Genomic DNA, 25,047 nt, shown 5'->3' on the forward strand with positions numbered 1-25,047 from the left:
AGTCAAGCAAGGAAACGACACGATGACCGACAGGACCGACCCCGCCCGCCACCGCGACAAGATGCAAAAGATCAAGGCCGCCCGCGACCGGATGATGGAAAGCAAGACCGGCGAGAAGGGCCTGATCATCGTCCATACAGGCGCGGGCAAAGGCAAATCCTCATCCGGCTTCGGCATGATCATGCGCTGTATCGCCCATGGCATGCCCTGCGCTGTGGTGCAGTTCATCAAAGGCAACTGGAGCACCGGAGAACGCGATTTCCTGCGCACGCGCTTCGCGGGTGAGTGCACATTCATCGTCTCGGGCGAAGGGTTCACATGGGAAACGCAAGATCGCGACCGAGACATCGCCGCCGCACGCGCTGGCTGGGATCAGGCCAAGGCGCTGATCCGCAACCCCGATATCCGGTTTGTCCTGCTGGATGAAATCAATATCGCGCTGCGCTATGACTACCTGCCCCTGCAAGAGGTGCTTGAATTCCTGCGCACCGAGAAACCGCCAATGACCCATGTTGTGCTGACCGGACGCAATGCCAAACCCGAGCTGATCGAGATGGCCGATCTGGTCACCGAGATGACCTTGATAAAGCACCCTTTCCGCGACGGCATCAAGGCCCAGAAAGGTGTCGAGTTCTGAATGCTGCGCCCCCTGCCCAAACGGCAACGGGGGCCAGCCCCCAACGCGCTGCGCGCGTTTCCCCCGGGATATTTGGACCAGAATGAAATCAGGACATTCAGGTGACGGGCGCCGCGTTTCGGGCTGCAGGAACAGGGGAAACGCGGCGCTTTCACTCTGGGCGGTCATCGGGATCCCTCCCTGTACCGCAGGTTCATCATCGTCGAAACAGGTTAACAAATGGTATATTTCATTCTGGTCCAAATATCCCCGCCGGAGGCGCAGGTCTGCGTCAGGAAACGCGGTTTGAGGAAATTGCGCGCATGACCCTGCGCCGCATCAGGGTGAATGGCCATTTCGGCGAATGGTTGCAAGGCAGGCTTGGTCCGCAGGGTCCCGTCGTGCTGATCACCATGCCATGCCCCTGCACCGGTGTGGATGTATTTCTTGACCCGCAATGCGCGCAGACACACGCGGGCGACGCGCCGGTCGTTGCGCATTATCCGCCACATGCTGTCAAAGCGCTGCTATCGGCATTGCGCCTTCGCACAGCGGGGCAGTTCAGGATTGTGCCGCGGGTTGCGGCAGGCTTGGGCACTGGCGTATCGACTGCCGGATTGATGGGCATTGCCGCCCTTGCGGGCTGGCAGGGCCCGCCGGAGCAACTTGCAAAAGCCTGCATCGCCGCCGAGGGTGCATCGGACCCGCTGATGTTTCCTGACGCAGGCAGCCTGCTGTGGGGATCACGCGACGGGATTATCCATGCGCGCGTCCTCCCCCCGCCGCGCCACGAGATACTTGGCGCGCTCTGGGGCGGGCCACGCCCGACAGATCCCGCCGATGATGACTTCCCCGATATTTCCGATCTGGTGCAGGCGTGGCAGATGGCACGCCGGTTGCCGGACTTTACCGCGCTGGCCAGTGAGAGTGCGCGGCGCTGCCTTGCCCGCAGGGGCCCGCAAACCGACCCGACAGACAGTCTTGCTGCATCCCTTGGCGCATTGGGCTGGAACATGGCCCATACAGGGGCTGCGCGCGGCTTTATTTTCGCGCAGGGCACTGTTCCACCCCATGCGCCCGCGGTTTTGCGTGATGCCGGATATCACGGGATACTGCGCTTCGAAGGGGGGGGGTCATGAATTATGCCGCGATCATGCTGATTGCGATCGCCATGGATATGGCGTTTGGCTGGCCGGACCGCCTGTATCGCCGCATCGGGCATCCGGTGACATGGATCGGGGCCTTGATCCGCTGGCTGGATACGCGCTGGAACCGCCAAGACCACAGTTTCGGGATGCGCAAGGCAAGCGGGGCGCTGGCAGCATTGCTGGTCATTGCCTTGTGCGGCGCTGTTGCCTGGCTGGTGCAGGCGGCGTTGCCCCCGGGCTGGGCGGGGATTATGTTAGGCGGGGTTCTGGTCTGGCCGTTTATCGCATTGCGTTCAATGCATGATCATGTCGCAGCGATCATCCCCCCCTTGCAGGCCGGTGATCTGCCGCGCGCGCGCCGTGAAGTGTCGATGATCGTCGGGCGCGACCCGTCGCAACTGGACTGCGCGGGCGTGGCGCGCGCCGCGACCGAGAGTCTGGCCGAGAATACATCCGATGGTATTGTCGCCCCGATTTTCTGGGGCCTTGTCGGGGGATTGCCCGGAATTGTGGCCTACAAGGCCATCAACACCCTCGATTCGATGATCGGGTATCGCACCCCGCGGCATATGGCCTTTGGCTGGGCTGCGGCGCGGATTGACGATCTGGCCAATCTGGTTCCTGCGCGGCTGACGGGGGTATTGTTCGCGCTGGTATCGGCACGCCCGCGCGCGGCACTGGCCGCGATGTGGCGCGATGCCCGCCTGCACCGTTCGCCCAACGCAGGCTGGCCCGAGGCTGCGATGGCAGGGGCGCTTGGCGTGCGGCTGTCGGGTCCGCGCATCTATGACGGCACGACAACGGATGATCCTTGGGTCAACGGTGCCTGCCCTGACCCAAGGGCCGGGGATTTAGGCAAGGGGCTGGCACTTTACCGGCGCGCGATGGCGGCCTTGACAATTTGTGTGGCCATACTTGCGGCGTTGTGGATCTGACAGATGACAGGCCCGTCACGGGCCTGTCTGCGCGATGACTTGTGCCCCTGATACAATCGGCGTGCAAAACGGGTTTTCCCTGCCCCGAATCCGCGCTAGCCTGCGCGCGTCTGGTGCCCGTCCTGTGCAGCCTTGTGCCCGCAGCAGGGGGAGAATCGGGAATGCGGTGCAAATCCGCAACGTGCCCAACGCTGTAAGGTGGATGGCGCTGCAAGATGCCACTGGCCTGCCGGGTCGGGAAGGCGCAGTTGCCGGTGAAACCAAGTCAGAAGACCGGCCAGACGCAACCGGACCGCCCGCTGGTCAACGGGGGGTCGTGACTGTGACAGGGGATAGTGTCATGCAGCCACCCGAAACGCCCGCGCCAGCGGGTCCATTCTCGCCATACGAACGTGACGCGGTCTATCGCGCCATATTCACCCGCCGCGATGTGCGCAGCCAGTTCACCGACCGGCCCGTCGCGGATGATATGCTGATGCGGCTGCTGGGCGCTGCACATCACGCACCATCAGTGGGGTTCATGCAGCCGTGGAATTTCATCGTGATCCGCAGCGCGTCCGTCAAGGCGCAGGTTCAGTCTGCCTTCGCGCGCGCCAATACTGAGGCCGCCGCCATGTTCCCAAAGGAACGGCGCGCAGAGTATTCGGCACTGAAGCTGGAGGGCATATCCGCAGCGCCGGTGAACCTGTGTATCACATGCGACCGCGCGCGCGGCGGGGATGTTGTTCTGGGGCGGACCCATAACCGCGACATGGACCTGTATTCAACCGTTTGCGCGGTCCAGAACCTGTGGCTGGCCGCACGCGCCGAAGGTCTTGGCGTGGGCTGGGTCAGTATCTTCCAGGAGGCGGATCTGCGCGAAATTCTGCAACTGCCGGAACAGGTGGTCCCTGTGGCCTATCTGTGTATCGGCCATGTCGATCACCTGTATGAAACGCCGGAATTGCAGGTGAAGGGCTGGCAGGCACGCCTGTCGCTGGATGATCTGGTCTTTGCCGAACACTGGGGGCATTCCGCCGCTGCAGCAGACATTCCGCCGCGTGGGGCCTGAACACGACAGGCTGACCGCATTTGCAGTCGCGCGCGCTTTCGCCTTTTATGGCCGCGCGATTTCCACACGAAACGGCCCCCGTTTCCTGCAACCCGCATAAGACAGAAAAAAGGCGTTTGACCCGCAGCGCGCTGTTGCGGCAAATGGGCGGGTGCCGGTCCGGCCTGTCAGACAATACTGGAAACAAGATGCGCGATCATGGTGGAAACTTGGACGCGGCGATTGCGCGCCATGGCGGCAGCGACTGGATTGACCTGTCAACAGGGGTCAACCGCCGCCCCTACCCTGTGCCGCCGCTGCCGCAGGAAACATGGCACGGGTTGCCAACGGCACAGGCGCAAAACGCGCTGGTGCGGGCGGCGGCACTGGCATGGGGGGCCGCGCCCGAAACCGCAGGGCTGGCACTTGGCGGGGCGCAGTCAGCCATCCAGCTTGTGCCCTATCTGCTGCCGCAAAAAGGGCGGGCCTGCGTACTGGCGCCCAGTTACAACGAACATGGCGCGTGTTTGCGGGCTGCCGGATGGCAGGTTCACGACACCCGCTTGCCCGCAGACATGGCGGGCGCGGATCTTGCGGTTCTGGTCAACCCGAACAACCCTGACGGCAGGCACTGGTCCGCGCAAGACATGCTGGACCTTGCACGAAAGGTGGGGGTGCTGGTCGTGGACGAGAGTTTTGCAGATGTCACACCGGAATTGTCCTTGCTGCCGCAGTCCGGCGCGGCGGAAAACGTGATGATTCTGCGGTCGTTTGGAAAATTCTACGGATTGGCGGGCCTGCGATTGGGATTCGCATTCGGATCAAGCGCCATGATCGGGCGGTTGGCCGAACTGGCTGGCCCATGGCCCGTATCGGGCGCGGCAATATCCATCGGGTGTCACGCCCTTGCAGACAAGGGCTGGGCCGATGCCATGCGTGGCCAACTGCGCCTTGATGCAGAACGCGCAGATACAATGATCACGCGCGCGGGGTGGACCTGCCTTGGCGGGACGCATCTGTTCCGGCTGTATGACACGCCCGATGCGCAAGCCGCGCAAGACCATCTGGCCCGTCATCACATATGGTCGCGGATTTTCCCCTACTCCCGCCGCTGGCTTAGACTTGGCCTGCCGGGGCCGGAACACGAATGGCACAGGCTGGAACGGGCACTCGGCAACTTGCACGGCACCTGACACAGGCCCTGCGCGCCAGATCAGCGGTATCTGACGGGAAATGTGGCAGAAAACCACGTCAAACCCTGCAAGAATTCCTGTCACGCCACAAACAATCCACAGGAAAATCCCGCGCGTGATGCGATTTTACTTTACTAAATGCCCGTTTAGGCACACCATATATAGTAATAAAAAGTAAAAAACTGCGGAATTGTAGCGTTATACACCTTGTTTGGTAGCCGCCTTGCGGACACGAACAAGTCATCAGATCGAGGCGGGCATGTCAGCAACGGAATTCTACCTAACGAATGACCCTGTCCATCCGATCGACATTGTCGAAACGCTGGCTGCGGACCATGACTGGGACTTTGACCGCATGGGCGAGGACCAGATTGCCATGGTGGTCGAGGGGCAATGGCGCAGCTATGCGCTGACGCTGGCGCTGTCGCCCGAAGAAGACATGCTGCGCCTGATCTGCACGTTCGAGATGGACCCGCCCGAAGCTGCCCTGCCGTCATTGTATGAAACAGTCAGCCGCGCCAATGACATGGTCTGGTCCGGCGCATTCAGTTTCTGGAGCGAGCAACGCCTGATGGTCTGGCGCTATGGCCTGCTGCTGGGGGCCGACCAGACTGCCGAAGTTGACCAGATTGACCGCATGATCCGCAGTGCGCTGGTCGCTGCAGAGCGGTTCTATCCCGCGTTCCAGCTGGTGTCCTGGGCCGAGCATAGCCCGCAAGCGGCGCTGGATCTGGCATTGGCGGAAGCCGTGGGGCACGCCTGACCGGAACTGCGCCAATACTGGCCGAATAAACTGTCCCCCCCTTGACGCAGGCCCAAGGCGGCGCAACAACTGCGTCAAAACAGCAAGGGGACGCCACCATGACACTCGACCGGATTAATGAACGCGGTATGGTATTGCTGGGCTGCGGCAAGATGGGGTCGGCATTGCTGGCGGGCTGGCTGGCGCAGGGGGTTCAGCCGGATTGCGTGCATGTTGTCGAACCACACCCAAGTGACTGGTTGCGCGGAAGCGGGGTTGCCCTGAACGCCGATATGCCCGATTCGCCCGCTGTGGTCGTTCTGGCGGTCAAACCGCAGATGATGGGCAATGCCCTGCCAGCGCTGCAATCGCTGGGGGGCGGGAAAACGCTGTTCATCTCCATCGCGGCGGGCACGCAGCTGGCGCGGATCAGTGACATGCTGGGCGCGCGCACACCTGTCATTCGCGCCATGCCCAACACCCCTGCCGCAGTCGCACAAGGCATTTCCGCGCTGATTGGCAATGAAACCGTGTCAGAGGAAGACCTGCAACTGGCCGAGAACCTGCTGGCCGCCGTGGGCCAGACCCTGCGACTGGAGAGCGAGACACAGATGGATGCAGTGACCGCCCTTTCAGGGTCGGGGCCGGCCTATGTCTTTCACATGATCGAAGCGATGGCGCGCGCAGGGCAGGCACAGGGACTTTCGCCGGATATGGCGATGCAACTTGCCCGCGCCACAGTGACAGGGGCCGCAGCCCTTGCGCGTGAAACGCCCGACAGCGCCGCGCAACTGCGCATCAATGTTACCAGCCCCGGCGGCACCACCGCAGCCGCCCTTGCTGTCTTGATGGATGAAACACACGGCCTGCCCCCCTTGATGGAACGCGCCATTGCGGCGGCAGCCGCGCGGTCGCAGGAGCTGGCACAATGAGCGATCAGATCAGTTTCGATGACTTTTTGAAGGTCGATATCCGCGCTGGCCGGATAACGCGCGCCGAACCCTTTCCCGAAGCGCGCAAACCGGCGATCAAGCTGTGGATCGATTTCGGGCCGGAGCTGGGCGAGAAGAAATCCTCGGCGCAGATTACGACGCTGTATACCCCCGACGCCTTGATCGGCCGGCAGGTTATGGCCGTGGTCAATTTCCCCCCGCGCCAGATCGGGCCATTCATGTCGGAAGTTCTGGTATTGGGCGCATCCGACGCGGAAGGGCGCATTTCGCTGCTGGCCCCTGACCATGACGTGCCCGCTGGCGCGCGCATGCATTGAAAGGGATAACATGCCGGAACTGTATATCACCCGCCCCCTGCCAGATCGCGTACTGGAACGCGCGGAACAGCATTTCAACGTGACCCTGCGCGCCCAGACAACCCCACTGAAAAAGGGCGAGATGCGCGCGGCACTGGTCTTGTATGATGTGATCATCCCGACCCTTGGGGACATGTTCACCGCTGATGTGTTCGACAGCATGGAAACGGCGCGCTGCCGGCTCCTGGCGAATTTCGGCGTAGGCTATAATCATATTGATGTGGCTGCGGCCAGTCAGGTGGGCATCTCGGTCACGAACACCCCCGGCGCGGTGACTGACGCAACTGCCGATATCGCGCTGATGCTGGTGTTGATGTCTGCGCGCCGCGCTGGCGAGGGCGAGCGGATGGTGCGGGCGGGCAAATGGCAGGGCTGGCACCCCACGCAGATGCTGGGTCTGCATCTGGGCGGCAAGACCTGCGGCATTATCGGAATGGGCCGTATTGGTCAGGCAATCGCGCGGCGGGTGCATTTCGGGCTGGGGATGGATGTGGTCTATCATAACCGGTCCCCGCGCGCGGTTGATCTGCCCGCACGCCAGCTTGACACGATCGCCGAGGTTCTGGCGGCGTCCGATGTTGTTGTGCTGGCGGTGCCCGGCGGTGCGCAGACACATCATCTGATTGGCGCGCAAGAACTGGCCAGCATGCGTGCACATGCGCATCTGGTCAATATCTCGCGCGGGGATGTGGTGGATGAATCCGCCCTGATTGCGGCATTGCAGCAAGGCCGGATCGCGGGTGCGGGGCTGGATGTTTATGAATTTGAACCCGACGTGCCAGAAGCCCTGCGCGGAATGGAAAACGTGACCTTGCTGCCGCATCTGGGCACAGCGGCGCAGGATGTGCGCGAAGAAATGGGGATGATGGCGCTGGACAACGCCATTGCGCATGCATCGGGGCAGGTGTTGCGAAATCCGGTCTGAGGGCTGGGGGTGCAGGTCGGAACCCGTGCGAGATTTTTGGCCCGAAGCTGCCCCTTGCACCTGGATTAAGCACGCGCCATCGGCGGGCCGGGGTTTGCCGATCCGGCGTGATAGAAGTTCACTTTATACTGGCGGCATATTCCGACTTACAAGGCTGGGCCTGCCATCAACGAAATCGGCAGGCCGCACCATCGGCGCGCCGATGGTGCGGCGGCCTGCGGCCTTGTCCCGCACCTTGGGTGGCAGTTTCAGGCCAGAAAACCCGCACGGGTGCGTTCCGGCCTGACCCGCCGACCTTTCGCGCCTATTCCATCGCCTCCAACTCATCAATGAAGCCCGCAATCATCTGCAAGCCCTTGTCCCAGAAGGCAGGGTCGCTGGCATCCAGACCGAACGGGGCCAACAATTCCTTGTGGTGTTTGGACCCGCCTGCGGCCAGCATGTCAAAATACTTCTCCTCAAACCCTTCGGGCGCGTCGCGATAGGCGGCATAAAGCGCGTTCACCAGCCCGTCGCCAAAGGCATAGGCATAGACATAAAACGGTGAATGCACGAAATGCGGGATATAGGCCCAAAAGGTTTCATACCCGTCCATGAACTCGAATACCGGCCCAAGGCTTTCGGCCTGCACACTCATCCACAGCGCATTGATGTCGTCGGGCGTCAGTTCCCCCTCTCGGCGTGCGGCATGCAGCTTGCATTCGAAATCATAGAACGCGATCTGGCGCACCACTGTGTTGATCATATCCTCGACCTTGCCGGCCAGCAGGATCTTGCGCTCGGACTGTGTTTTCGCCTGTGCCAGCATTTTCTGGAAGGTCAGCATCTCGCCGAAAACCGACGCGGTTTCCGCAAGTGTCAGCGGCGTGGAGGACAGCAATTCCCCCTGCCCAGCGGCCAGACGCTGGTGCACACCATGGCCCAGTTCATGGGCCAGCGTCATCACATCGCGCGGCTTGCCCAAGTAATTCAGCATCACGAACGGGTGCGCATCTGTCACTGTGGGGTGGGCAAAGGCCCCCGGTGCCTTGCCGGGCTTCACGGCCGCATCAATCCAGCCTTGTGAAAAGAACGGCTCGGCCAGATCGGCCAGTTTCGGCGAAAAGCCCGCATAGGCATCCAGCACGGTCTGGCGCGCATCATCCCAGTTGAACACGCGCGGCGCCTCCAGCGGCAGGGGGGCGTTGCGGTCCCAGATTTCCAGCTTGTCCAGCCCCATCCAGCGCGCCTTGAGCGCGTAATACCTATGGCTCAGGTCCGGATAGGCCGCGACCACCGCATCGCGCAGCGCCTGCACCACTTCGGGTTCGACATGGTTGGACAGGTGCCGCGCATGCTGCGCGGATGGCATTTTGCGCCAACGGTCTTCGATTTCCTTTTCCTTGGCCAGTGTGTTGTGAACCCGTGCAAACAGCTTCAACTGGCCCGAAAAGACAAAAGCCAGCGCCTGCGCCGCCGCCTGCCTGCGCGCGCGGTCAGGGTCGGTTAGCAGGTTCAGCGTGGCTTCCAGCCCCAGCGGCTCGGCCTCACCCTGCACCTCGAAATGCAGGCCCGCCATGGTTTCGTCAAACAACCGGTTCCATGCCGCAGACCCGACCGTGGACTGGTCGTGCAGGAATTTCTCCAGTTCATCCGACAACTGGTGCGGGCGCATGGCGCGCATGCGGTCAAACACCGGCCGGTAGCGCGCAAGATCCGCATCGGCAGATACAAGCGCGTCAAATGCCGCATCGTCAATGCGGTTCATCTCCAACGAGAAGAAGACCAGCGGCGTGGTCGCATCGGTCATGCGATCCTGCGCATCGGCCATGAACTTGGCGCGTTCAGGGTCAACGGTGTTCTGGTAATAGCGCAACCCCGCATAGGACATCAGCCGCCCCGCGATCATGTCGATCTTCTCATAACGCTGCACACAGGCCAGCATGTCCGCCGCGGATAACTGTGCCAGCCTGCCTTCGTAATCTGACGCAAATGCTGCACATTCCTGACGCAGCCAGTCAAAATCGCGGGTCAGTTCCGGCGCGTCGGGGGCGGCATACAGCGCGCTAAGGTCCCAATCGGGCAGATCGCCGAATTCGGTCTTGGTGGTGCTTTGCTGGTCAAGGGGCATGGAACTCTCCGCTGAATACTTGCCCCACACTTAGGCCTCGCGGACCCGCACTGCAACCGCTTCAGTCCATCTCTTTGAAGGGCCATGGCTTGGCATCGGTGGCAACCGACAGATAGCGCGCGGCCTTGGCGATCCATGCGCCCACCATGCAACCGAAATCTGCCAGCCGTTCATTCGGCTGGCGTTTGTCGATGATGATGACCACAAACTGGATCACGGCGACCAGAAACAGGATGGATTGCGCAACCGACATCATGGCCCCGATAATCAGCATATAGACCAGCCGCAGCAGCAGCGATTCCGCAGGTTTTTCCAGCGGCGGGGACGGGCGGTCTTCGTCAATGTCTCGCATCGGATATATCCTTTATGTCAGTGCGCATCTTGTGAAAGCTATGCGACGGGGGGGGGCAGGCCCGCGTGTCATGGCGTGCTGATCTCTCCGCCCCCGACAGCCGCACCAACGCCGGTTGTGCCGGGGCAGGACGTGGGCAACCCCCGCGCCACACGCACGGCCAGATAGGCAAAGGCCTGCGCTTCCAGCATATCCCCGTCCAGCCCCACCGACTCGACCGGAACCACAGGACAGGCCACGCGCTGCGCGATGCGGCGCATCAGATCCGCATTATGCCGCCCGCCGCCGCATACAAGCAGTTGTGACGGTTCGGCGGGAAAATGCGCGAATCCTTCCGCCACCGCAGCCGCCGCGCATTCCGACAGGGTGGCCAGCGCGTCGGCATCGGACAGATGCGCCACGGACGCCAGCAGCCCCGGAAAATCGCGGTCCAGCGATTTGGGCGGCATGTGGTAGAAATAGCCGTCCTCAAGAAACGCGCGCAGCGCAATCGCGTCCACCTGCCCCGAAGCCGCCAGCGCGCCGCCTTCATCATGGGCGCGACCAAGGCGGGACTGGCACAGATCATCCAGCGGGGCATTCGCAGGGCCGGTGTCGAACGCCAGAAGCGCGCCCTCATCTTCGGGCTTTGCCCTTGACGGGTCCACCCAAGTCACATTCCCCACGCCCCCAAGGTTCAGGAACGCAACCGGCGCGGTCGCTCCGATATGACGCGCAAGGGCAAAATGGTAAAATGGCGCCAGCGGTGCGCCCTGCCCGCCCAGCCGGATGTCGGAACTGCGAAAATCCCACACCACCGGATACCCCGCAACAAGCGCGAGTACGGCCCCCGATCCGGCCTGATGGGTGCCGCGACCGCGCGGGTCATGCGCAAGTGTCTGGCCGTGAAATCCGGCCAGCTCCACCCCCTCAAAACGCGCCATCACTTCGGCATGGGCCGTTTCCACCAGTTCTGCCGCATCCTCGACCCCGTCCTCGCCCGGCCAGCGGCCAAGGGCTGCGCGCAGCACTGCGCGTTCGGCGACAGAATAGGCGCGATAGGCGCTTGGGCCGAAGGCCGCAATCCTTTCGCCATCGGTGCGCAGCACCGCCGCATCCACCCCGTCAAGCGACGTGCCCGACATCATTCCCAGCACAGTAACAAGTTGTGATTCCAACATGGGCTTTTCCTTGGACGCCTGCGCGGCTATAGAACGCGCAATCGGCCATCCGGGACAAGCAAAAATGACCTACAGACCCAAATCAGATTTCCTGAACATCCTTCAGGCACGCGGCTTCTTCGACAATTGCACCGATCTGCAAGGTCTGGACGAGGCGCTGATCAAAGGGGTTGTGCCCGCCTATATCGGCTATGACGCGACAGCGAAATCGCTGCATGTCGGCCATTTGCTGAATATCATGGTGCTGCGCTGGTTCCAGAAATGCGGTCATAAACCCATCACCCTGATGGGCGGCGGCACAACCAAAGTGGGCGACCCCAGCTTCCGGTCGGATGAACGCCCGCTGCTGGATGACGCGGCCATTGCGTCCAATATCGACGGGATGAAGCAGGTTTTCGCGAAATACCTGTCCTATGATGACAGCGCAGGCGGCGCGATCATGCTTAACAATGCCGAATGGCTGGACGGGCTGAACTACCTTGATTTCCTGCGCGATGTGGGGCGGCATTTCAGCGTGAACCGCATGCTGAGCTTTGAATCAGTGAAATCACGGCTGGACCGCGAACAATCGCTGTCCTTCCTTGAATTCAACTACATGATCCTGCAAGCCTATGATTTTGTGGAGATCCACCGCCGTTACGGCTGCTTGTTGCAGATGGGCGGGTCGGACCAGTGGGGCAATATCGTCAATGGCATCGACCTTGCACGCCGTATTGCCGATGCCGAGATTTTTGGCCTGACCACCCCCCTTCTGGCCACCTCGGACGGGCGCAAGATGGGCAAAAGTCAGGGCGGCGCGATCTGGCTGAATGCCGATATGCTGAGCCCGTATGAATTCTGGCAATTCTGGCGCAACACCACCGATGCTGATGTCGGGCGTTTCCTGAAGCTGTATACCGAAATGCCGGTAGAGGACTGCAACCGTCTGGGCGCGCTGGAAGGGTCCGAGATCAACGCGGCCAAGGTCATTCTGGCCAATGAGGTGACGACCCTGTGCCACGGGGCAGAGGCCGCCGCCGCCGCCGAGGCGACCGCGCGGGACGTGTTTGAAAAGGGCGGTATCGGCGACGAATTGCCCACCCTGACCGTAAGCGCGGCAGAACTGGCCGACGGGTTGTCGATGGCGCAGCTTTTCGTACGCTCTGGGCTGGCGAAATCGGGCAAGGACGCAAAACGCCTGATCCTTGAGGGCGGCGCGCGTGCAAATGATGCGCCCGTCAGCGATGCAGGCCAGATGGTCAGTGCGGCCGATCTGGCGCAGCCGATGAAACTGACCGCAGGCAAAAAACGTCACGCGCAAGTGGTGCTGGACGGGGCTGTAGACTGATAAAGGCGGGCAATCCGGCACGGGTTGCCCGGCCCGCCAAAGCATGCGCGCCGGATGCTGGCGGTGTATTGGATATTTTTGCCAGAATGAAACTGGCACAGAGAAATTGGCACCGGGCGTGACTGCTGCTTCGCCCACGCCCCAAGGCGAGCCTGACAACCGGTCAGGCGGGGGGTGTCATATCTCGCCGCGCAGAAGATGGTCCATGGTCAGCGAGGGTTGCGCGCAGCCCGCCTCGCCCACCACACGGGCAGGCACGCCTGCCACTGTGCTGCGGGGGGGAACTTCCTCCAGGACGACAGAGCCTGCGGCGATGCGCGCGCAATCGCCCACGCGGATATTGCCCAGCACCTTGGCCCCTGCCCCGATCAGCACACCATTGCCGATTTTCGGATGGCGGTCGCCATCCTGTTTGCCCGTGCCGCCCAGCGTGACCGAATGCAGCATGGACACATTGTCACCGACCACAGCGGTTTCGCCGATGACTATGGAATGCGCGTGGTCGATCATGATGCCCTGCCCGATGCGCGCGCCGGGGTGAATGTCCACGCCGAACACTTCGGACACGCGCATCTGGATCAGGCTTGCGAAATCACTGCGCCCCTGCAAGCACAGCCAATGCGCGATGCGATACGCCTGCACGGCCTGAAAGCCCTTGAAATACAAAAGCGGCTTCATGAACCTGTTGCAGGCGGGATCGCGTTCGAATGTCGCAACGATGTCGGCGCGCGCGGCCTTGCCCAACCCCGGATCGCTGGCATGGGCTTCATCCATGATTTCGCGCAATATCTGTTCGGACATTTCTGCCGAGGCCAGTTTTTGCGACAGGCGGAATGCAAGGGCCTGTTCCAACGTCCGGTGATGCAGGATCGAGGAATGGAACACCCCGCCCATCAGCGGCTCTTCGGTCACGGCAGCGGCGGCTTCCTGACGGATTCGCGTCCAGACCGGATCAACTTCGGGAAGGGGTCGGGGCGTTTTGCCAAGTTCGGGCATGGGTCGAATCCTTGTCGCAGATATCATCGCATCGGTCACAGGCGCATGCGTCATCCTGTCAAAATAAGCAAGTCGAACCGGAAAACAACGTCTGCCACATCAGACAGGACACAAAGCGCGCAGCGCGCGCGACCTTGCCGGTGGAATTGCCGCCGTGTCGACCGCCGTGAACACATGCACTGTGTCCATCTGAGGATCGCTGACCACATGGTCCGACACCCACCCCCCCATGCCAAGATACATGCGCAGCAGCGCCGGAACGGCCTGACGCGCTGCGTGTGGATCAGGGGTGCCGTCCGGCAACGCGCTGGCGCGTGGGTGGATGCGCGCCGGACGCAGCGCAACAGGGCCAAGATGCCTTGCCTTCAGCCATGAAAGCGCCTTGGCATGGCGCCGGGTGTTCTGGCCGCGAAACGATGTGCACCCGAACAGAAGGTCCGCGCGCGTTTGCACCGAAACCAAGGTCACCGCTGCCAGCAATGCGCGCAGGGCGTCCGGCATTATCTCTGCATCGGCGACCTGACACAGCCGCCCGATTTCCAACGCGCGCGGATATGCCTGCATCACCGCCGACAACCCGTAATACTGGCCGGTATAGGTTGCCGACAAATCTGTTTCATTCGTCACCAGACGCAGCCGTGCTGTTGCCAGCAAGCGCGCGCGATCCGGTGCAAAAACCATAAGATGTGCCGAAAGCGAATCAAAGCAGTCCGACTCTGTTTGTCCCGCGGCACTGGTGCTGAACCGGTCGCCGCGCAAGAAACCCACCTGTTCGAGATCTGGCGGGTCTTGCGCGAAGCGCACAGGAAACCCGCCGATATCTATGCCTGTTCCTGTAAGGGCGTCTGGAAAACCCGTAAGGCTTTCCAGACATTCGCGCGGCGTTTCCATTCAATCCGCCTTCAAGTGAGTTCACTCAGACAAGGGCGACTGACTTACTGCCGCCCTATCTGCTTAGCATCTGGGTCGGGTTGAACCGTCCGAAGTTGGACATCAGCTGGCGCAACACACTCATGCCAGACGGGCCGGTATCTGTCACGCGGCGTGACAGGGGAACGATTTCACCATCCTCCAGCCCGAAGCGTTCGATATTGGACACGCGATCTGACGAATCAAAGGTGATGGCGACGATTTGGCGGTCCACCTCGACCGGGGGGCGCCAGCCTTCGTCGATCCAGTCACTCTGGACATAGAACCAGCCCGACCCTTCCATGACGCCAGAGACCCCCGGACGACCGATCTTCTGCTCCACGGTTTCGCGCGTGTCACGCCCGACTTCAATCTCGGAGAGTTGCACGTCATCGGGGGCGTAGCCATGGAAGCGGGCGACGGGGCTGCACGCCACAAGCGCCAGCAACAGAACGGGTGACAAAATCCACAATCCGAGTATCCTCATGCGCCGTATCACCCCTTGAACATGTCTTCTATTCCAGTCAACCAGCACTTGAAATCAGCACGTCGCTGAATTGTCCGTCGCCGCCTTTGGGGAAATGGATACAGAAGGACGCGCCGCTATTCAAGAAAGGAACGAAAGACTATATACGTCCAGACGACTTTTCCGCCCCATATATCCGAGGAATGCGTGACCCAATCCCCTGCCCAGCCCGAGAAATTGTCCCAACCGATCCGCGTGGCGCAACTGAATGCGCGCAAACCGGTCCGGTTTGATTTGCAGCCTGACGCCGCGCTGCGTGCAAAACTGGCGCAGGAACTGGGCATAACCGCCCTGCGGAAATTTCGGTTTCACGGCGAATTGCGCCCCCTTGGCCGCAGGGATTGGGAAATCGATGCCATGCTTGGCGCCACAATCGTGCAGCCCTGTGCGGTGACGCTGGAACCGCTGAGCACGCGAATCGACGAACATGTTCTGCGCCGCTATCTGGCTGACATGCCCGAACCGCAAGGGCAGGAGGTCGAGATGCCGGAAGATGACACGCAAGAACCGCTGGGCACAATGATCGACCCCGGCGCGGTCGCACTGGAGGCGCTGTCGCTTGCCCTGCCCGCCTTTCCGCGCAGCGAGGGGGCTGCGATCGCCGGTGACGGGGAACTACGCGCGGCACCTGACGGTGCGGACCCCATCCCCGAGGAACGGCCCAAACCCTTCGCTGCGCTGGCGGGCCTGCGCGAAAAACTTTTGCGCGATCAGGATAAATCCTGACGGCTTTTGGTGTTTGTGCAAATAGCCGCTTGAAAATCGTATGAAAGCGAGTATTTTGCGCAACTCATGCAAAGAGGGCTTGGAAAGGCGGCTTAAGCCGTGTATGCCGCGCCTCAAATCGCAACCCCTAGATTTTGCGCATGTCGGGGGCCCATACTGGGCTTTCCTTCAGGCGCCTGCAACCCGAGGTTTGATATGGCCGTCCAACAGAACCGCGTAACCCGCTCTCGTCGTAACATGCGCAGGTCGCATGACGCATTGGTCGCGGGCAACCCGAATGAATGCTCGAACTGTGGCGAATTGAAACGCCCCCATCACGTTTGCCCTTCTTGCGGCCATTACAATGACCGCGAAGTCATTGCCGCCGCACAGGCTGTGGATCTGGACGACGACGCCGCATAAGAACGGTGGTCATGCCAATCCGGTTCACCCATGTCTGACGCGCCCAATGGTAGCGCCCCTTTTGGTGCAAGTATGACCACCATATCGGTGGATGCCATGGGCGGGGATCATGGACCGGAAGCAGTCGTTGGCGGCTGTGCCATTTCGGCACGCCGCAACCCCGAGATCGCCTTTCTGCTGCATGGTGATGAAACCGTGCTGAATGCGCTTGTCGCAAAGGAACAGGTGTTGTCGGGCCGCACGCATGTCGTGCACAGCCCCGGTGTTGTCAGCATGGACGACAAGCCCGCGCAGATCATGCGGCGGGGGCGTGATACGTCCATGTGGTCCACCATTTCCGCATTGCGTGACGGACAGGCGCAGGCTGCGGTGTCCTGTGGAAACACAGGCGCATTGATGGCTGTTTCAATGCTGCGCCTGCGCAAATTGCCGGGTGTCCACCGGCCTGCGATTGCATGTCTGTGGCCGTCGCGCGGTCCGCATGGATACAACACCATGCTGGATGTTGGCGCGGATGTGCGCGCGGACGAAGAATCGCTTCTGCATTATGCACTTATGGGTGCGGCATATTTCAGGAACGCCTTTGGCGAGGCCTGCCCCCGTGTCGGCCTGCTGAATGTCGGGACCGAAGACCATAAGGGCCGCGCTGAAATAAAAGAAGCCGCCCGCCTTATTGCCGACGCGGCAGAAGTCGGGCGTTACAAATTTGTAGGCTTTGTTGAAGGCAACGATATTCCATCAGCGCATGTCGATGTCATTGTCACCGACGGGTTTACCGGCAATGTGGCGCTGAAAACCGGCGAAGGCACTGCCAAGCTGATGGGCGATGTGCTGCGCAGCGAACTTGAACACAGCGTATTGTCCAAACTGGGCGCGCTGTTTGCGCTGCGGCCACTGCGCCGCATGAAGAAGCGCCTTGACCCGCGGCTTGCAAATGGCGGTGTATTTCTGGGTTTGAACGGAACTGTGGTAAAATCCCACGGTTCTGCGGATGCGACAGGCGTTTCCTCGGCGATCAAGCTGGCGTTCACATTGGCGCAATCCGGCTTTGAGGATCGCATGGCAGAACGTATATCTGCCGTATCCGATGCGCTTCAGGAAAAGCTGCTGAAGTCGGAAAGCGATGTTGATGTCGCTTCGGGTGCAGCACCGGACAGACCTACAGACGGGACAGAACAAGCATGAACGTAACCAGAGCGGTGATTCGAAGCACAGGTCATTATTTGCCGGCGCGCGTGGTTCCGAATGCCGAATTCGCGCAGACTCTGGACACCAGCGATGACTGGATTGTTTCACGCTCGGGTATTGAACGGCGCCACTTCGCGGCGGAAGATGAATTCACCTCTGATCTGGCCATCAAGGCGGCGCGCGCGGCGCTGGACAATGCCGGTCTGGACGCGGACCAGATCGACGCGGTGATCGTTGCCACCTCAACGCCGGATTTCACTTTTCCCGCTGTTGCCACACAGGTTCAGGCGGGGCTGGGAATGCGCAAGGGTTTCGCCTTCGACATTCAGGCCGTTTGCGCAGGGTTTGTTTTTGCACTTGCCAATGCCACCGGCCTTATCATGGCCGGTCAGGCCAAACGGGTGCTGGTGATCGGCGCGGAAACCTTCTCGCGGATCATGGATTGGACGGATCGGGGCACATGTGTCCTGTTTGGCGATGGTGCGGGCGCAGTCATACTGGAGGCGCAGACCGGAACCGGCGCAAATACGGATCGTGGCGTTCTGGCATCCGACCTGAATTCGGACGGGCAATACCGCGACCTGCTGTATGTGGATGGCGGCGTGTCACGCACCGGCACATCAGGCGTCTTGCGCATGCAAGGGCGAGAGGTGTTCCGCCACGCTGTTGAAAAACTGGCCGCCACCGCGAACACAGCGCTGGACAGCGCCGGTTTGCAGGCAAGTGACGTGGACTGGGTGGTGCCCCATCAGGCCAATCTGCGCATCATCCGGGGCACGGCCCAGAAACTGGGGCTGCCCATGGACAAGGTGGTGGTGACAGTGCAGGATCACGGCAACACCTCGGCGGCGTCCATTCCCCTTGCCCTGTCGGTTGCCAATGCCGAAGGGCGCTTCAGGCAAGGCGATCTTATCGTCACCGAAGCCATCGGCGGCGGCCTGAGCTGGGGGTCCGTCGTCCTGCGCTGGTAGGCGGAATCGCCTGCGGATTAATGCCTGCGCGCAACCCACTGATATTGACTCGGAAAACTCTTTCCCGCATCTTGCGACTTCATAGCGGGGAAATGGCATGTCACATAAAACTCTTACTCGAATGGACCTGACAGAGGCCGTATTTCGTGAAGTTGGCCTGTCACGCAATGAATCCTCGGCGCTGGTGGATTCGGTTCTGCAACATATTTCCGATGCGTTGGTGAACGGGCAGCAGGTCAAGATTTCGTCCTTTGGAACGTTTTCGCTGCGCGACAAGAATGCGCGTCTGGGCCGCAACCCCAAAACCGGAGAGGAGGTTCCAATCTCTCCAAGGCGGGTGCTGACATTCCGCCCTTCGCATATCATGAAAGAGCGAGTCATCGACGGCAACCGCGGATAAGGTGTCCCCCATGCGCAAGGCCCCGGAAGCGTTTCGCACCATAAGCGAAACAGCAGAGGCGCTGGATACACCGGCGCATGTGCTGCGATTCTGGGAAAGTAAATTCACGCAGGTCAAACCTGTCAAACGGGCGGGTGGCAGGCGGTACTACCGGCGCGCGGATATCGACCTTCTGTCGGGAATCAAGGAATTGCTGCATGAACAGGGCATGACCATTCGCGGTGTGCAGAAGCTGTTGCAGGAAAAAGGCGTGCGCCATGTCGCAGCGCTGGCCCCGGTGAAGGACATGACACTTGGCGACGACCCGGGCGTCCCTGCGGGATCCGCCCCCACCCCGCCTGTGCACCTTAAGGTGGTAACGCCCCAGCAGACGCAGGATACCGCAGCCCCTGACAGCACGGACATGCCCGCCCGCGCGGGATCGCCCGTCAAACAGCCGCAGGAACCGACACCCGCCGGCAGGGCGGACGCAGCCAAACCCGATGCCGCCACACCACAGGCGGTAAAACCGGCACCAGTGGCAGACGCGCCGCCCGCCAAGGCGGCAGAGCCGGTCAACACGGTTGCCGCAGCCCCCGTGCCAAACTTCGCACGCGCATCACAGACCCAGCCGACCGGTCCCGCGCAGGGCATTCCCCGCGCCGTGCCCCGCACATCAATCAGGCTGGCGCATGATCTGCGCCGCCATGCGCCGCATACGACACCGCCGGACCCTGCACGCATTGCCCCGCTTGTTGCAAGGTTGGAACAGTTGCTGGCGCGCATGACCGCACAGGCAGAACAGGGTGATCACCCGCACCACCCGTCGTGATCATTTCAAAAGGAAAGCCGCAGATTTCACGAATTGGCGCTTGCCCTCGGCGGTGAATCGGTTAGAAAGCGCGCATTGATGTCGGGCTATAGCGCAGTCTGGTAGCGCGTCCGTCTGGGGGACGGAAGGTCGCAGGTTCAAGTCCTGCTAGCCCGACCATTTACCACCGACATTTTCGGGCATTCGCCCTCGCCTTCGCACGATAAACCGCGCTGGCTGCTAGGGTGGACAAAGCATTACGTCCCAGAATAGAAGCATAAAACACTTTCGGGGGACAGGCATGACCAAACGCGGCGTTTTGCCATCGCAGGATTTGCGCGACATGATCGCGCGCGGCGAAATCACGGCCCGGACTGCAATCGAGGATGCCCAGATCCAACCCGCCAGCCTTGACCTGCGGTTGGGGGTGCGGGCATGGCGGGTGCGGGCATCCTTTCTGGCAGGCAAGGGAAACCGCGTCGCGGACCGGCTGAAACTGTTTGAAATGCACCAGATGGACCTGACGCACGGCGCAGTCCTTGAAAAAGGCTGCGTCTATGTCGTGCCCTTGATGGAAGCGCTTGCACTGCCCATCGGCATTCAGGCCGTTGCGAATGCCAAAAGTTCCACCGGCAGGCTGGATTTGCTGACGCGTGTCATCACCGATGACGGGACAGAATTCGACCGCGTGGCCGAAGGGTATAGCGGGCCGCTATATGCCGAGATTTGCCCGCGTTCGTTTTCCGTGCTGGTGCGCCCGGGAATGCGCCTGAACCAGATCCGTTTTCGGGCGGGGCATGCGGTGTTGGATGATGTCGAGTTGGCCGCCCTGCACCAGACGCAAACACTGGTGCCCGGAACGCCGGTTATTTCACAAGGTCTGGGTTTTTCAGTGGATCTGCGCCCGCAGCGCGGCACATTGGTCGGCTACCGCGCCAAACCCCATACCGGCGTTATCGATCTGGACCGGATCGGCGCCTATGACGCGCGTGATTTCTGGGAAGAACTGCACACCGATACGGGCCGCATCATTCTGGACCCGGGCGCATTCTATATTCTGGTCAGCCGCGAGGCCGTGCATATTCCACCCGATTATGCGGCGGAAATGGCCCCGTTTCTGGCGATGGTGGGCGAATTCCGCGTGCATTATGCGGGCTTTTTCGACCCCGGTTTCGGCCATGATGCGGCAGGCGGCACCGGATCGCGCGGGGTGCTGGAAGTGCGCTGTCATGAAGCCCCTTTCGTGCTGGAACACGGCCAGATCGTGGGGCGTCTGGTCTATGAACATATGTGCACGCGGCCCGTGCGCCTGTATGGGGCGGATATGGCGTCAAACTATCAGGGTCAGGGGCTGAAGCTGGCCAAACATTTCAAGACGGCCAGCTGATGGTTGATATTGCTTTTCTGATCACGGCCTTTGTCACGCTGTTTGTGGTCATCGACCCGATCGGAACCGCGCCGCTGTTTTTGGCCCTGACCCAAGGGATGAGTGCGGCACGCAGGCGGGTAATCGCCTTGCGCGCATGCCTTATCGCGCTGATATTGCTGGCATTGTTCGGTTTGGCAGGCGAGGATTTCTTGCGCGCCATCGGCATTTCCATGCCTGCCTTCCAGATTGCAGGCGGTATCCTGTTGTTCCTGACCGCGCTGGACATGCTGTTTGACCGCCGTGCACGCCGGCGCGCAGACCATGCAGATGAAGGCGATGGGGAACATGCGGACGACCCGTCGGTATTTCCATTGGCTATGCCGCTGATCGCAGGGCCAGGGGCCATGGCCACCATGGTCTTGCTGATAAACGACGCTGGCCGCGGCGTCGAAGGCATTGCCCTAATCACCGGCGTCATGCTGGTGGTTATTTTGCTGGTGTTGCTGGCGTTTCTGGCTGCGGGGCCGATTGAACGGCTGTTGCGCCGCACGGGAACCATGGTCATGACGCGGCTTTTTGGCCTGCTTCTGGCAGCGCTGTCAGTTCAGTTTGTGATGAACGGGGCAGCCGCCATAGGCTTGTTGCCGGTTGTCCAGTCAGGGCTATAGCGGCACAGACCCCTTGCAGGGGCGCACTGGCAGCTATCGGAAAATAGAAAAAGGGCGGAAGGTTTGCGACCCTCCGCCCCATATAGCATGTTGCTCAAAAGTGGGGACCGGTTTTGAGCTTCTCGAACATGCAAAGCCAATAAGTTAGAGCATGTCGCGTGAATACGAATGAACGCGACAGGCTCTAGGGGTGCGAAACTGGCCTTACTCGGCCGCGTTGGGCTTCATCTCGGGCAATTCGGGTTGCGCGGTGTCAGATGATTGCTTTGCCGCCGGTTTGCGCGGTTTGCGTGTGTTGCGGCGCGGTTTCGGCGCATCCTCAGCGCTGCTGGCATCTGCCGCAGCTTCGTCGGTTTGTGCCGCGGGTTTGGGCGTGCGTTTGCGACGCGCCGGCTTTTTCGGGGTATCGCTGTCTGTTACTGGCGCAGCAGCATCAGCGGGCGCGGCTGTTGCCCCTTCGGCATATGCCGCACCTTGGGTATCGGACCGCGCGGGGGCCGCGCTATGCTTGGCCTCGGGGGTTTCGACCAGGGTGCTGTTGTCAACATCATCTTGATCGCGCACAGAAAACGCATCTGATCGGGGGGCGGAAACGGTTCCGCCATGATCCGCAGTATTTGCCAGCGCGTGCTGGGCCTGCGCGTGCTGGGGTTGTGCAGTCTCGCCCTGCTCTGGCCGGTCATCGGCGTTGCGGCGTTGATGACGGTTGCGGTCGTCTTGTTGCTGGCGGTTGCGATCTTCCTGTTGCTGGCGCCGCGCATCGGCTTCTGCCTGCATTTCGCGCTGTGCCTGCGCCAGCATGCGGGTGTAATGTTCGGCGTGCTGTTGAAAGTTTTCTGCCGCAACGCGGTCATTGGACAATTGCGCATCACGCGCAAGAACCTGATACTTTTCGATTATCTGCTGCGGTGTTCCGCGAACCTTACCCTCCGGGCCAGAACTGTCAAAAACACGATTGACAATATTGCCCAAGGATTTCGGGCGGTTCGACTTCGAACGCGAGCGTTGTTTGCTTGATCTCATACTGTAAAAATTCCGGCCCTATGTGGCATGGCGTGCAAACCGGTAGCGGATGAATTCGGCGAGCGAGTTTTTCCGGTAGGCTGCAAGGGAAAACAAGCACGGTGCGTAAAGCTGCACCACGTCCTGTGGGGTTTGTGTGCCATGGCTGAACCTGCATGACAAGGGTTTTATACGTCAAATCCGCAGAATCTGCGCAAACTTGCCGAAAACACACAGAATTGCGCGCCATATTGCTAGGAAGGCGCTGCGCGTCCACGCACGACACGGTCATGCCCTGACATATCGCACAGGACCGAAACATCGCTGAATCCGGCAGCATGGAACAGGGCCAGCACGGCAGCCCCCTGCCCCGCACCGATTTCAACCATCAGCCAGCCATTGGGCTGCAAATAGTCGCGGGCCTGTGCGCAAATGATCCGGTAGGCCGCAAGTCCCGTGCCATCATCCGCATCCGGCACCAAGGCCATACGCGGTTCCCAATGCCGCAATTCCGGTGACAGCGTTTCCAGTTCCTGCGCCCCGATATAGGGCGGGTTTGACACGATCAGGTCAAAGCGGCCTGTCACATTGGCAAACCAGTCCGATTGCTGAAACTGCGCGCGCGCCTGCACGCCCAGCAAGCGCGCATTTTCCGCCGCCACCCGCAACGCAGCAGGCGACATATCCACGCCCACCCCCTGCGCCCCACCCCGTTCGGCCAGCAAACTTGACAATATTGCGCCAGATCCGGTGCCCAGATCCAGCACTGTCGAAAAGTCCTGCTCCAACGCGGCCTGAATCAGGGTTTCGGTTTCCGGGCGCGGGTCAAGCACGTCAGGGGTAACCTGAAAGGAACGCCCCCAAAACATGCGTTTGCCAATGATCTGCGCAACAGGCTGGCGGCGGGCACGCGCTGAAATCAGGTTCCGGAACACCTTCGCCTGTGCATCGGTTGCAGGATCAGGCAAGACCAGCGTCAGGCGCGTGGCATCAACCCCCAAGGCATGCGCCAGCAACCAGCGCGCATCGCGCGCGGCGCCGTCTACGCCCGCAGCGCGCAGCTGCTCCACCCCTTCGGCCAGCAGCTGTGCGGCGGTGGTCATGATTCCATCTTGGCCAGACGGGCGGCCTGATCGGCGGTGATCAATGCGTCGATCACCTCGTCCAGATCGCCCTGCATGATCTGGTCCAGCTTGTACAAGGTCAGGTTTATGCGGTGGTCGGTCATGCGCCCTTGCGGGAAATTATAGGTCCGGATGCGTTCCGAGCGGTCGCCGGACCCGACCTGCGCCTTGCGCGCGCTGGCACGATCATCAGCCGCGCGCTGGCGTTCCATGTCAAACAGCTTCGCGCGCAGAACCTGCATGGCAATCGCACGGTTCTGATGCTGCGATTTTTCTGAACTTACAACCACGATACCTGTGGGAATATGCGTGATACGCACTGCCGAATCGGTGGTGTTCACATGCTGCCCGCCTGCCCCTGACGCGCGCATGGTATCGATGCGGATATCCTGGGCGGGAATGTCTATATCGACCTCCTCGGCCTCGGGCAGGACGGCAACGGTTGCCGCAGATGTATGGATGCGCCCGCCCGATTCCGTCACGGGCACGCGTTGCACGCGGTGCACGCCGGATTCGAACTTCATCCGCGCAAACACGCCTTCGCCATTGATGCGCATCACGGCTTCTTTCAACCCGCCCAATTCGGTTTCGCTGTAGCTGACCATCTGGACCTGCCAGCCGCGTCCTTCGGCATAGCGTTGATACATGCGCAACAGGTCGGCTGCGAAAAGGCTGGCTTCCTCGCCGCCTGTTCCGGGGCGGAATTCAATCAATGCAGGGCGGGCATCGGCGGCATCCTTGGGCAAAAGCGCCATACGTAGGGCATGTTCCAGCGCGGGCAGTTCCGCATCCAGCCGTTCCAGTTCTTCCTGCGCAAGGGCACGCATTTCAGGGTCGTCCTGCATGGAAAGCGCATCGGCGCGGTCGGCAAGGGCCTGCTGATAGGCCGATATCTGGTCAACCACGGGTTTCAGGTCCGCATACTCCCGCGACAGCGCCGCCATGTCCTGTGCCGCAACACCTTCCATAAGGCGTGCTTCCAGAAAGCCGAAGCGGCGGGTGATCTGATCAAGGGTGTCTGACTGAAACATGGATCAAGCATGTGGCGCGATGCGGCAGAATGGTCAAGCCCCAGCCGCGCTTGGACTGGACCTGCGAAGGCCAAGGCGATAAGCTATCGCCATCAAAA

General features: G+C 61.2%; 27 protein-coding genes, 1 tRNA gene, 1 pseudogene and 1 riboswitch. Of the genes and pseudogenes, 19 read left to right on the top strand and 10 right to left on the bottom strand.

What is annotated here, in order from left to right; genetic code table 11:
• The first annotated feature begins 22 nt into the window (after positions 1-22).
• The 9 genes from cobO (at position 23) to ACTIE1_RS11065 (ending at position 7,898) form a co-directional block, all read left to right on the top strand.
• Complete coding sequence (gene cobO / locus ACTIE1_RS11025) at positions 23-637, top strand: cob(I)yrinic acid a,c-diamide adenosyltransferase (protein WP_439560894.1); 615 nt, start codon at positions 23-25, stop codon at positions 635-637.
• Between the two features lie 302 nt (positions 638-939).
• Complete coding sequence (locus ACTIE1_RS11030; protein WP_439560895.1) at positions 940-1,755, top strand: propanediol utilization protein; 816 nt, start codon at positions 940-942, stop codon at positions 1,753-1,755.
• Positions 1,752-2,699, top strand: a complete 948-nt coding sequence (gene cbiB, locus ACTIE1_RS11035; protein WP_439560896.1) for an adenosylcobinamide-phosphate synthase CbiB — start codon at positions 1,752-1,754, stop codon at positions 2,697-2,699. Before ACTIE1_RS11030 ends, cbiB begins: the two co-directional genes overlap by 4 nt.
• Before the next feature lie 94 nt (positions 2,700-2,793).
• Positions 2,794-2,995: riboswitch (cobalamin riboswitch) on the top strand.
• A 44-nt stretch (positions 2,996-3,039) separates the two neighbouring features.
• The gene (gene bluB, locus ACTIE1_RS11040; RefSeq protein ID WP_439560897.1) at positions 3,040-3,750 is read left to right on the top strand and encodes a 5,6-dimethylbenzimidazole synthase; all 711 of its coding nucleotides are present in this window, start codon (positions 3,040-3,042) and stop codon (positions 3,748-3,750) included.
• Positions 3,751-3,938: 188 nt separating this feature from the next.
• Entirely contained in the window at positions 3,939-4,922 is a 984-nt protein-coding gene (gene cobD, locus ACTIE1_RS11045) for a threonine-phosphate decarboxylase CobD (protein WP_439561183.1), read from the top strand.
• Positions 4,923-5,181: 259 nt separating this feature from the next.
• Positions 5,182-5,685, top strand: coding sequence for a YbjN domain-containing protein (locus ACTIE1_RS11050; protein ID WP_439560898.1), 504 nt, complete (start codon positions 5,182-5,184; stop codon positions 5,683-5,685).
• Positions 5,686-5,783: 98 nt separating this feature from the next.
• Entirely contained in the window at positions 5,784-6,596 is an 813-nt protein-coding gene (gene proC, locus ACTIE1_RS11055) for a pyrroline-5-carboxylate reductase (protein WP_439560899.1), read from the top strand.
• Positions 6,593-6,934, top strand: a complete 342-nt coding sequence (locus ACTIE1_RS11060) for a tRNA-binding protein (RefSeq protein WP_439560900.1) — start codon at positions 6,593-6,595, stop codon at positions 6,932-6,934. Before proC ends, ACTIE1_RS11060 begins: the two co-directional genes overlap by 4 nt.
• A gap of 10 nt (positions 6,935-6,944) precedes the next feature.
• Complete coding sequence (locus ACTIE1_RS11065) at positions 6,945-7,898, top strand: 2-hydroxyacid dehydrogenase (protein WP_439563377.1); 954 nt, start codon at positions 6,945-6,947, stop codon at positions 7,896-7,898.
• Between the two features lie 304 nt (positions 7,899-8,202).
• On the opposite strand, the gene ACTIE1_RS11070 is transcribed toward ACTIE1_RS11065, so the two are convergent.
• From ACTIE1_RS11070 to ACTIE1_RS11080, 3 genes are all read right to left on the bottom strand, one after another.
• Positions 8,203-10,008, bottom strand: coding sequence for a M3 family oligoendopeptidase (locus ACTIE1_RS11070; protein ID WP_439560902.1), 1,806 nt, complete (start codon positions 10,006-10,008; stop codon positions 8,203-8,205).
• Between the two features lie 61 nt (positions 10,009-10,069).
• On the bottom strand, positions 10,070-10,360 hold the full coding sequence (locus ACTIE1_RS11075) for a DUF4389 domain-containing protein (protein WP_439560903.1): 291 nt from the start codon (positions 10,358-10,360) through the stop codon (positions 10,070-10,072).
• Positions 10,361-10,428: 68 nt separating this feature from the next.
• Positions 10,429-11,520: an anhydro-N-acetylmuramic acid kinase gene (locus ACTIE1_RS11080; RefSeq protein WP_439560904.1), complete on the bottom strand. Its 1,092-nt coding sequence runs from the start codon at positions 11,518-11,520 to the stop codon at positions 10,429-10,431.
• Positions 11,521-11,584: 64 nt separating this feature from the next.
• Here ACTIE1_RS11080 and tyrS point away from each other — a divergent pair, with 64 nt between their 5' ends.
• Positions 11,585-12,847: a tyrosine--tRNA ligase gene (gene tyrS / locus ACTIE1_RS11085; RefSeq protein ID WP_439560905.1), complete on the top strand. Its 1,263-nt coding sequence runs from the start codon at positions 11,585-11,587 to the stop codon at positions 12,845-12,847.
• A gap of 177 nt (positions 12,848-13,024) precedes the next feature.
• Here tyrS and cysE read toward each other — a convergent pair whose 3' ends face one another.
• The 3 genes from cysE to ACTIE1_RS11100 all read right to left on the bottom strand — a co-directional run bounded on the left by cysE (position 13,025) and on the right by ACTIE1_RS11100 (position 15,239).
• Complete coding sequence (gene cysE / locus ACTIE1_RS11090) at positions 13,025-13,843, bottom strand: serine O-acetyltransferase (RefSeq protein WP_439560906.1); 819 nt, start codon at positions 13,841-13,843, stop codon at positions 13,025-13,027.
• Positions 13,844-13,942: 99 nt separating this feature from the next.
• Positions 13,943-14,734: a GNAT family N-acyltransferase gene (locus ACTIE1_RS11095; protein ID WP_439560907.1), complete on the bottom strand. Its 792-nt coding sequence runs from the start codon at positions 14,732-14,734 to the stop codon at positions 13,943-13,945.
• Positions 14,735-14,789: 55 nt separating this feature from the next.
• Positions 14,790-15,239, bottom strand: a complete 450-nt coding sequence (locus ACTIE1_RS11100; protein ID WP_439560908.1) for an outer membrane protein assembly factor BamE — start codon at positions 15,237-15,239, stop codon at positions 14,790-14,792.
• Between the two features lie 186 nt (positions 15,240-15,425).
• Between ACTIE1_RS11100 and ACTIE1_RS11105 the strand changes: the two genes are divergently transcribed.
• The 9 genes from ACTIE1_RS11105 (at position 15,426) to ACTIE1_RS11145 (ending at position 21,792) form a co-directional block, all read left to right on the top strand.
• A complete protein-coding gene (locus tag ACTIE1_RS11105) occupies positions 15,426-16,004 on the top strand; it encodes a YceD family protein (RefSeq protein WP_439560909.1) in 579 nt (192 codons plus the stop codon).
• A gap of 195 nt (positions 16,005-16,199) precedes the next feature.
• A complete protein-coding gene (gene rpmF, locus ACTIE1_RS11110; RefSeq protein ID WP_277804189.1) occupies positions 16,200-16,406 on the top strand; it encodes a 50S ribosomal protein L32 in 207 nt (68 codons plus the stop codon).
• 30 nt (positions 16,407-16,436) lie between these two features.
• Positions 16,437-17,591, top strand: a complete 1,155-nt coding sequence (plsX, locus tag ACTIE1_RS11115) for a phosphate acyltransferase PlsX (RefSeq protein ID WP_439560910.1) — start codon at positions 16,437-16,439, stop codon at positions 17,589-17,591.
• Positions 17,588-18,565, top strand: coding sequence for a beta-ketoacyl-ACP synthase III (locus ACTIE1_RS11120; RefSeq protein ID WP_439560911.1), 978 nt, complete (start codon positions 17,588-17,590; stop codon positions 18,563-18,565). The genes plsX and ACTIE1_RS11120 overlap by 4 nt, the downstream gene beginning before the upstream one ends.
• Before the next feature lie 97 nt (positions 18,566-18,662).
• On the top strand, positions 18,663-18,965 hold the full coding sequence (gene ihfA / locus ACTIE1_RS11125) for an integration host factor subunit alpha (RefSeq protein WP_439560912.1): 303 nt from the start codon (positions 18,663-18,665) through the stop codon (positions 18,963-18,965).
• Between the two features lie 10 nt (positions 18,966-18,975).
• Positions 18,976-19,776 (top strand): MerR family transcriptional regulator, encoded by an 801-nt coding sequence (locus ACTIE1_RS11130; RefSeq protein WP_439560913.1) that lies wholly within the window; start codon positions 18,976-18,978, stop codon positions 19,774-19,776.
• Positions 19,777-19,858: 82 nt separating this feature from the next.
• Positions 19,859-19,935, top strand: a tRNA-Pro gene (locus ACTIE1_RS11135).
• Positions 19,936-20,056: 121 nt separating this feature from the next.
• On the top strand, positions 20,057-21,142 hold the full coding sequence (locus ACTIE1_RS11140; protein WP_439560914.1) for a 2'-deoxycytidine 5'-triphosphate deaminase: 1,086 nt from the start codon (positions 20,057-20,059) through the stop codon (positions 21,140-21,142).
• Entirely contained in the window at positions 21,142-21,792 is a 651-nt protein-coding gene (locus ACTIE1_RS11145; protein WP_439560915.1) for a MarC family protein, read from the top strand. The genes ACTIE1_RS11140 and ACTIE1_RS11145 overlap by 1 nt, the downstream gene beginning before the upstream one ends.
• A gap of 204 nt (positions 21,793-21,996) precedes the next feature.
• Here ACTIE1_RS11145 and ACTIE1_RS11150 read toward each other — a convergent pair whose 3' ends face one another.
• The 4 genes and pseudogenes from ACTIE1_RS11150 to prfA all read right to left on the bottom strand — a co-directional run bounded on the left by ACTIE1_RS11150 (position 21,997) and on the right by prfA (position 24,949).
• Entirely contained in the window at positions 21,997-22,356 is a 360-nt protein-coding gene (locus tag ACTIE1_RS11150) for a hypothetical protein (RefSeq protein WP_439561195.1), read from the bottom strand.
• A 276-nt stretch (positions 22,357-22,632) separates the two neighbouring features.
• A pseudogene (locus ACTIE1_RS11155) lies at positions 22,633-22,815 on the bottom strand (DUF4167 domain-containing protein); the annotation flags it as partial.
• Between the two features lie 233 nt (positions 22,816-23,048).
• The gene (gene prmC / locus ACTIE1_RS11160; RefSeq protein WP_439560916.1) at positions 23,049-23,897 is read right to left on the bottom strand and encodes a peptide chain release factor N(5)-glutamine methyltransferase; all 849 of its coding nucleotides are present in this window, start codon (positions 23,895-23,897) and stop codon (positions 23,049-23,051) included.
• A complete protein-coding gene (gene prfA, locus ACTIE1_RS11165) occupies positions 23,894-24,949 on the bottom strand; it encodes a peptide chain release factor 1 (protein ID WP_439560917.1) in 1,056 nt (351 codons plus the stop codon). The genes prmC and prfA overlap by 4 nt, the downstream gene beginning before the upstream one ends.
• Between the last annotated feature and the right edge of the window lie 98 nt (positions 24,950-25,047).

Source organism: Roseinatronobacter sp. (assembly GCF_051859525.1).
Classification (GTDB): Bacteria; Pseudomonadota; Alphaproteobacteria; order Rhodobacterales; family Rhodobacteraceae; genus Roseinatronobacter.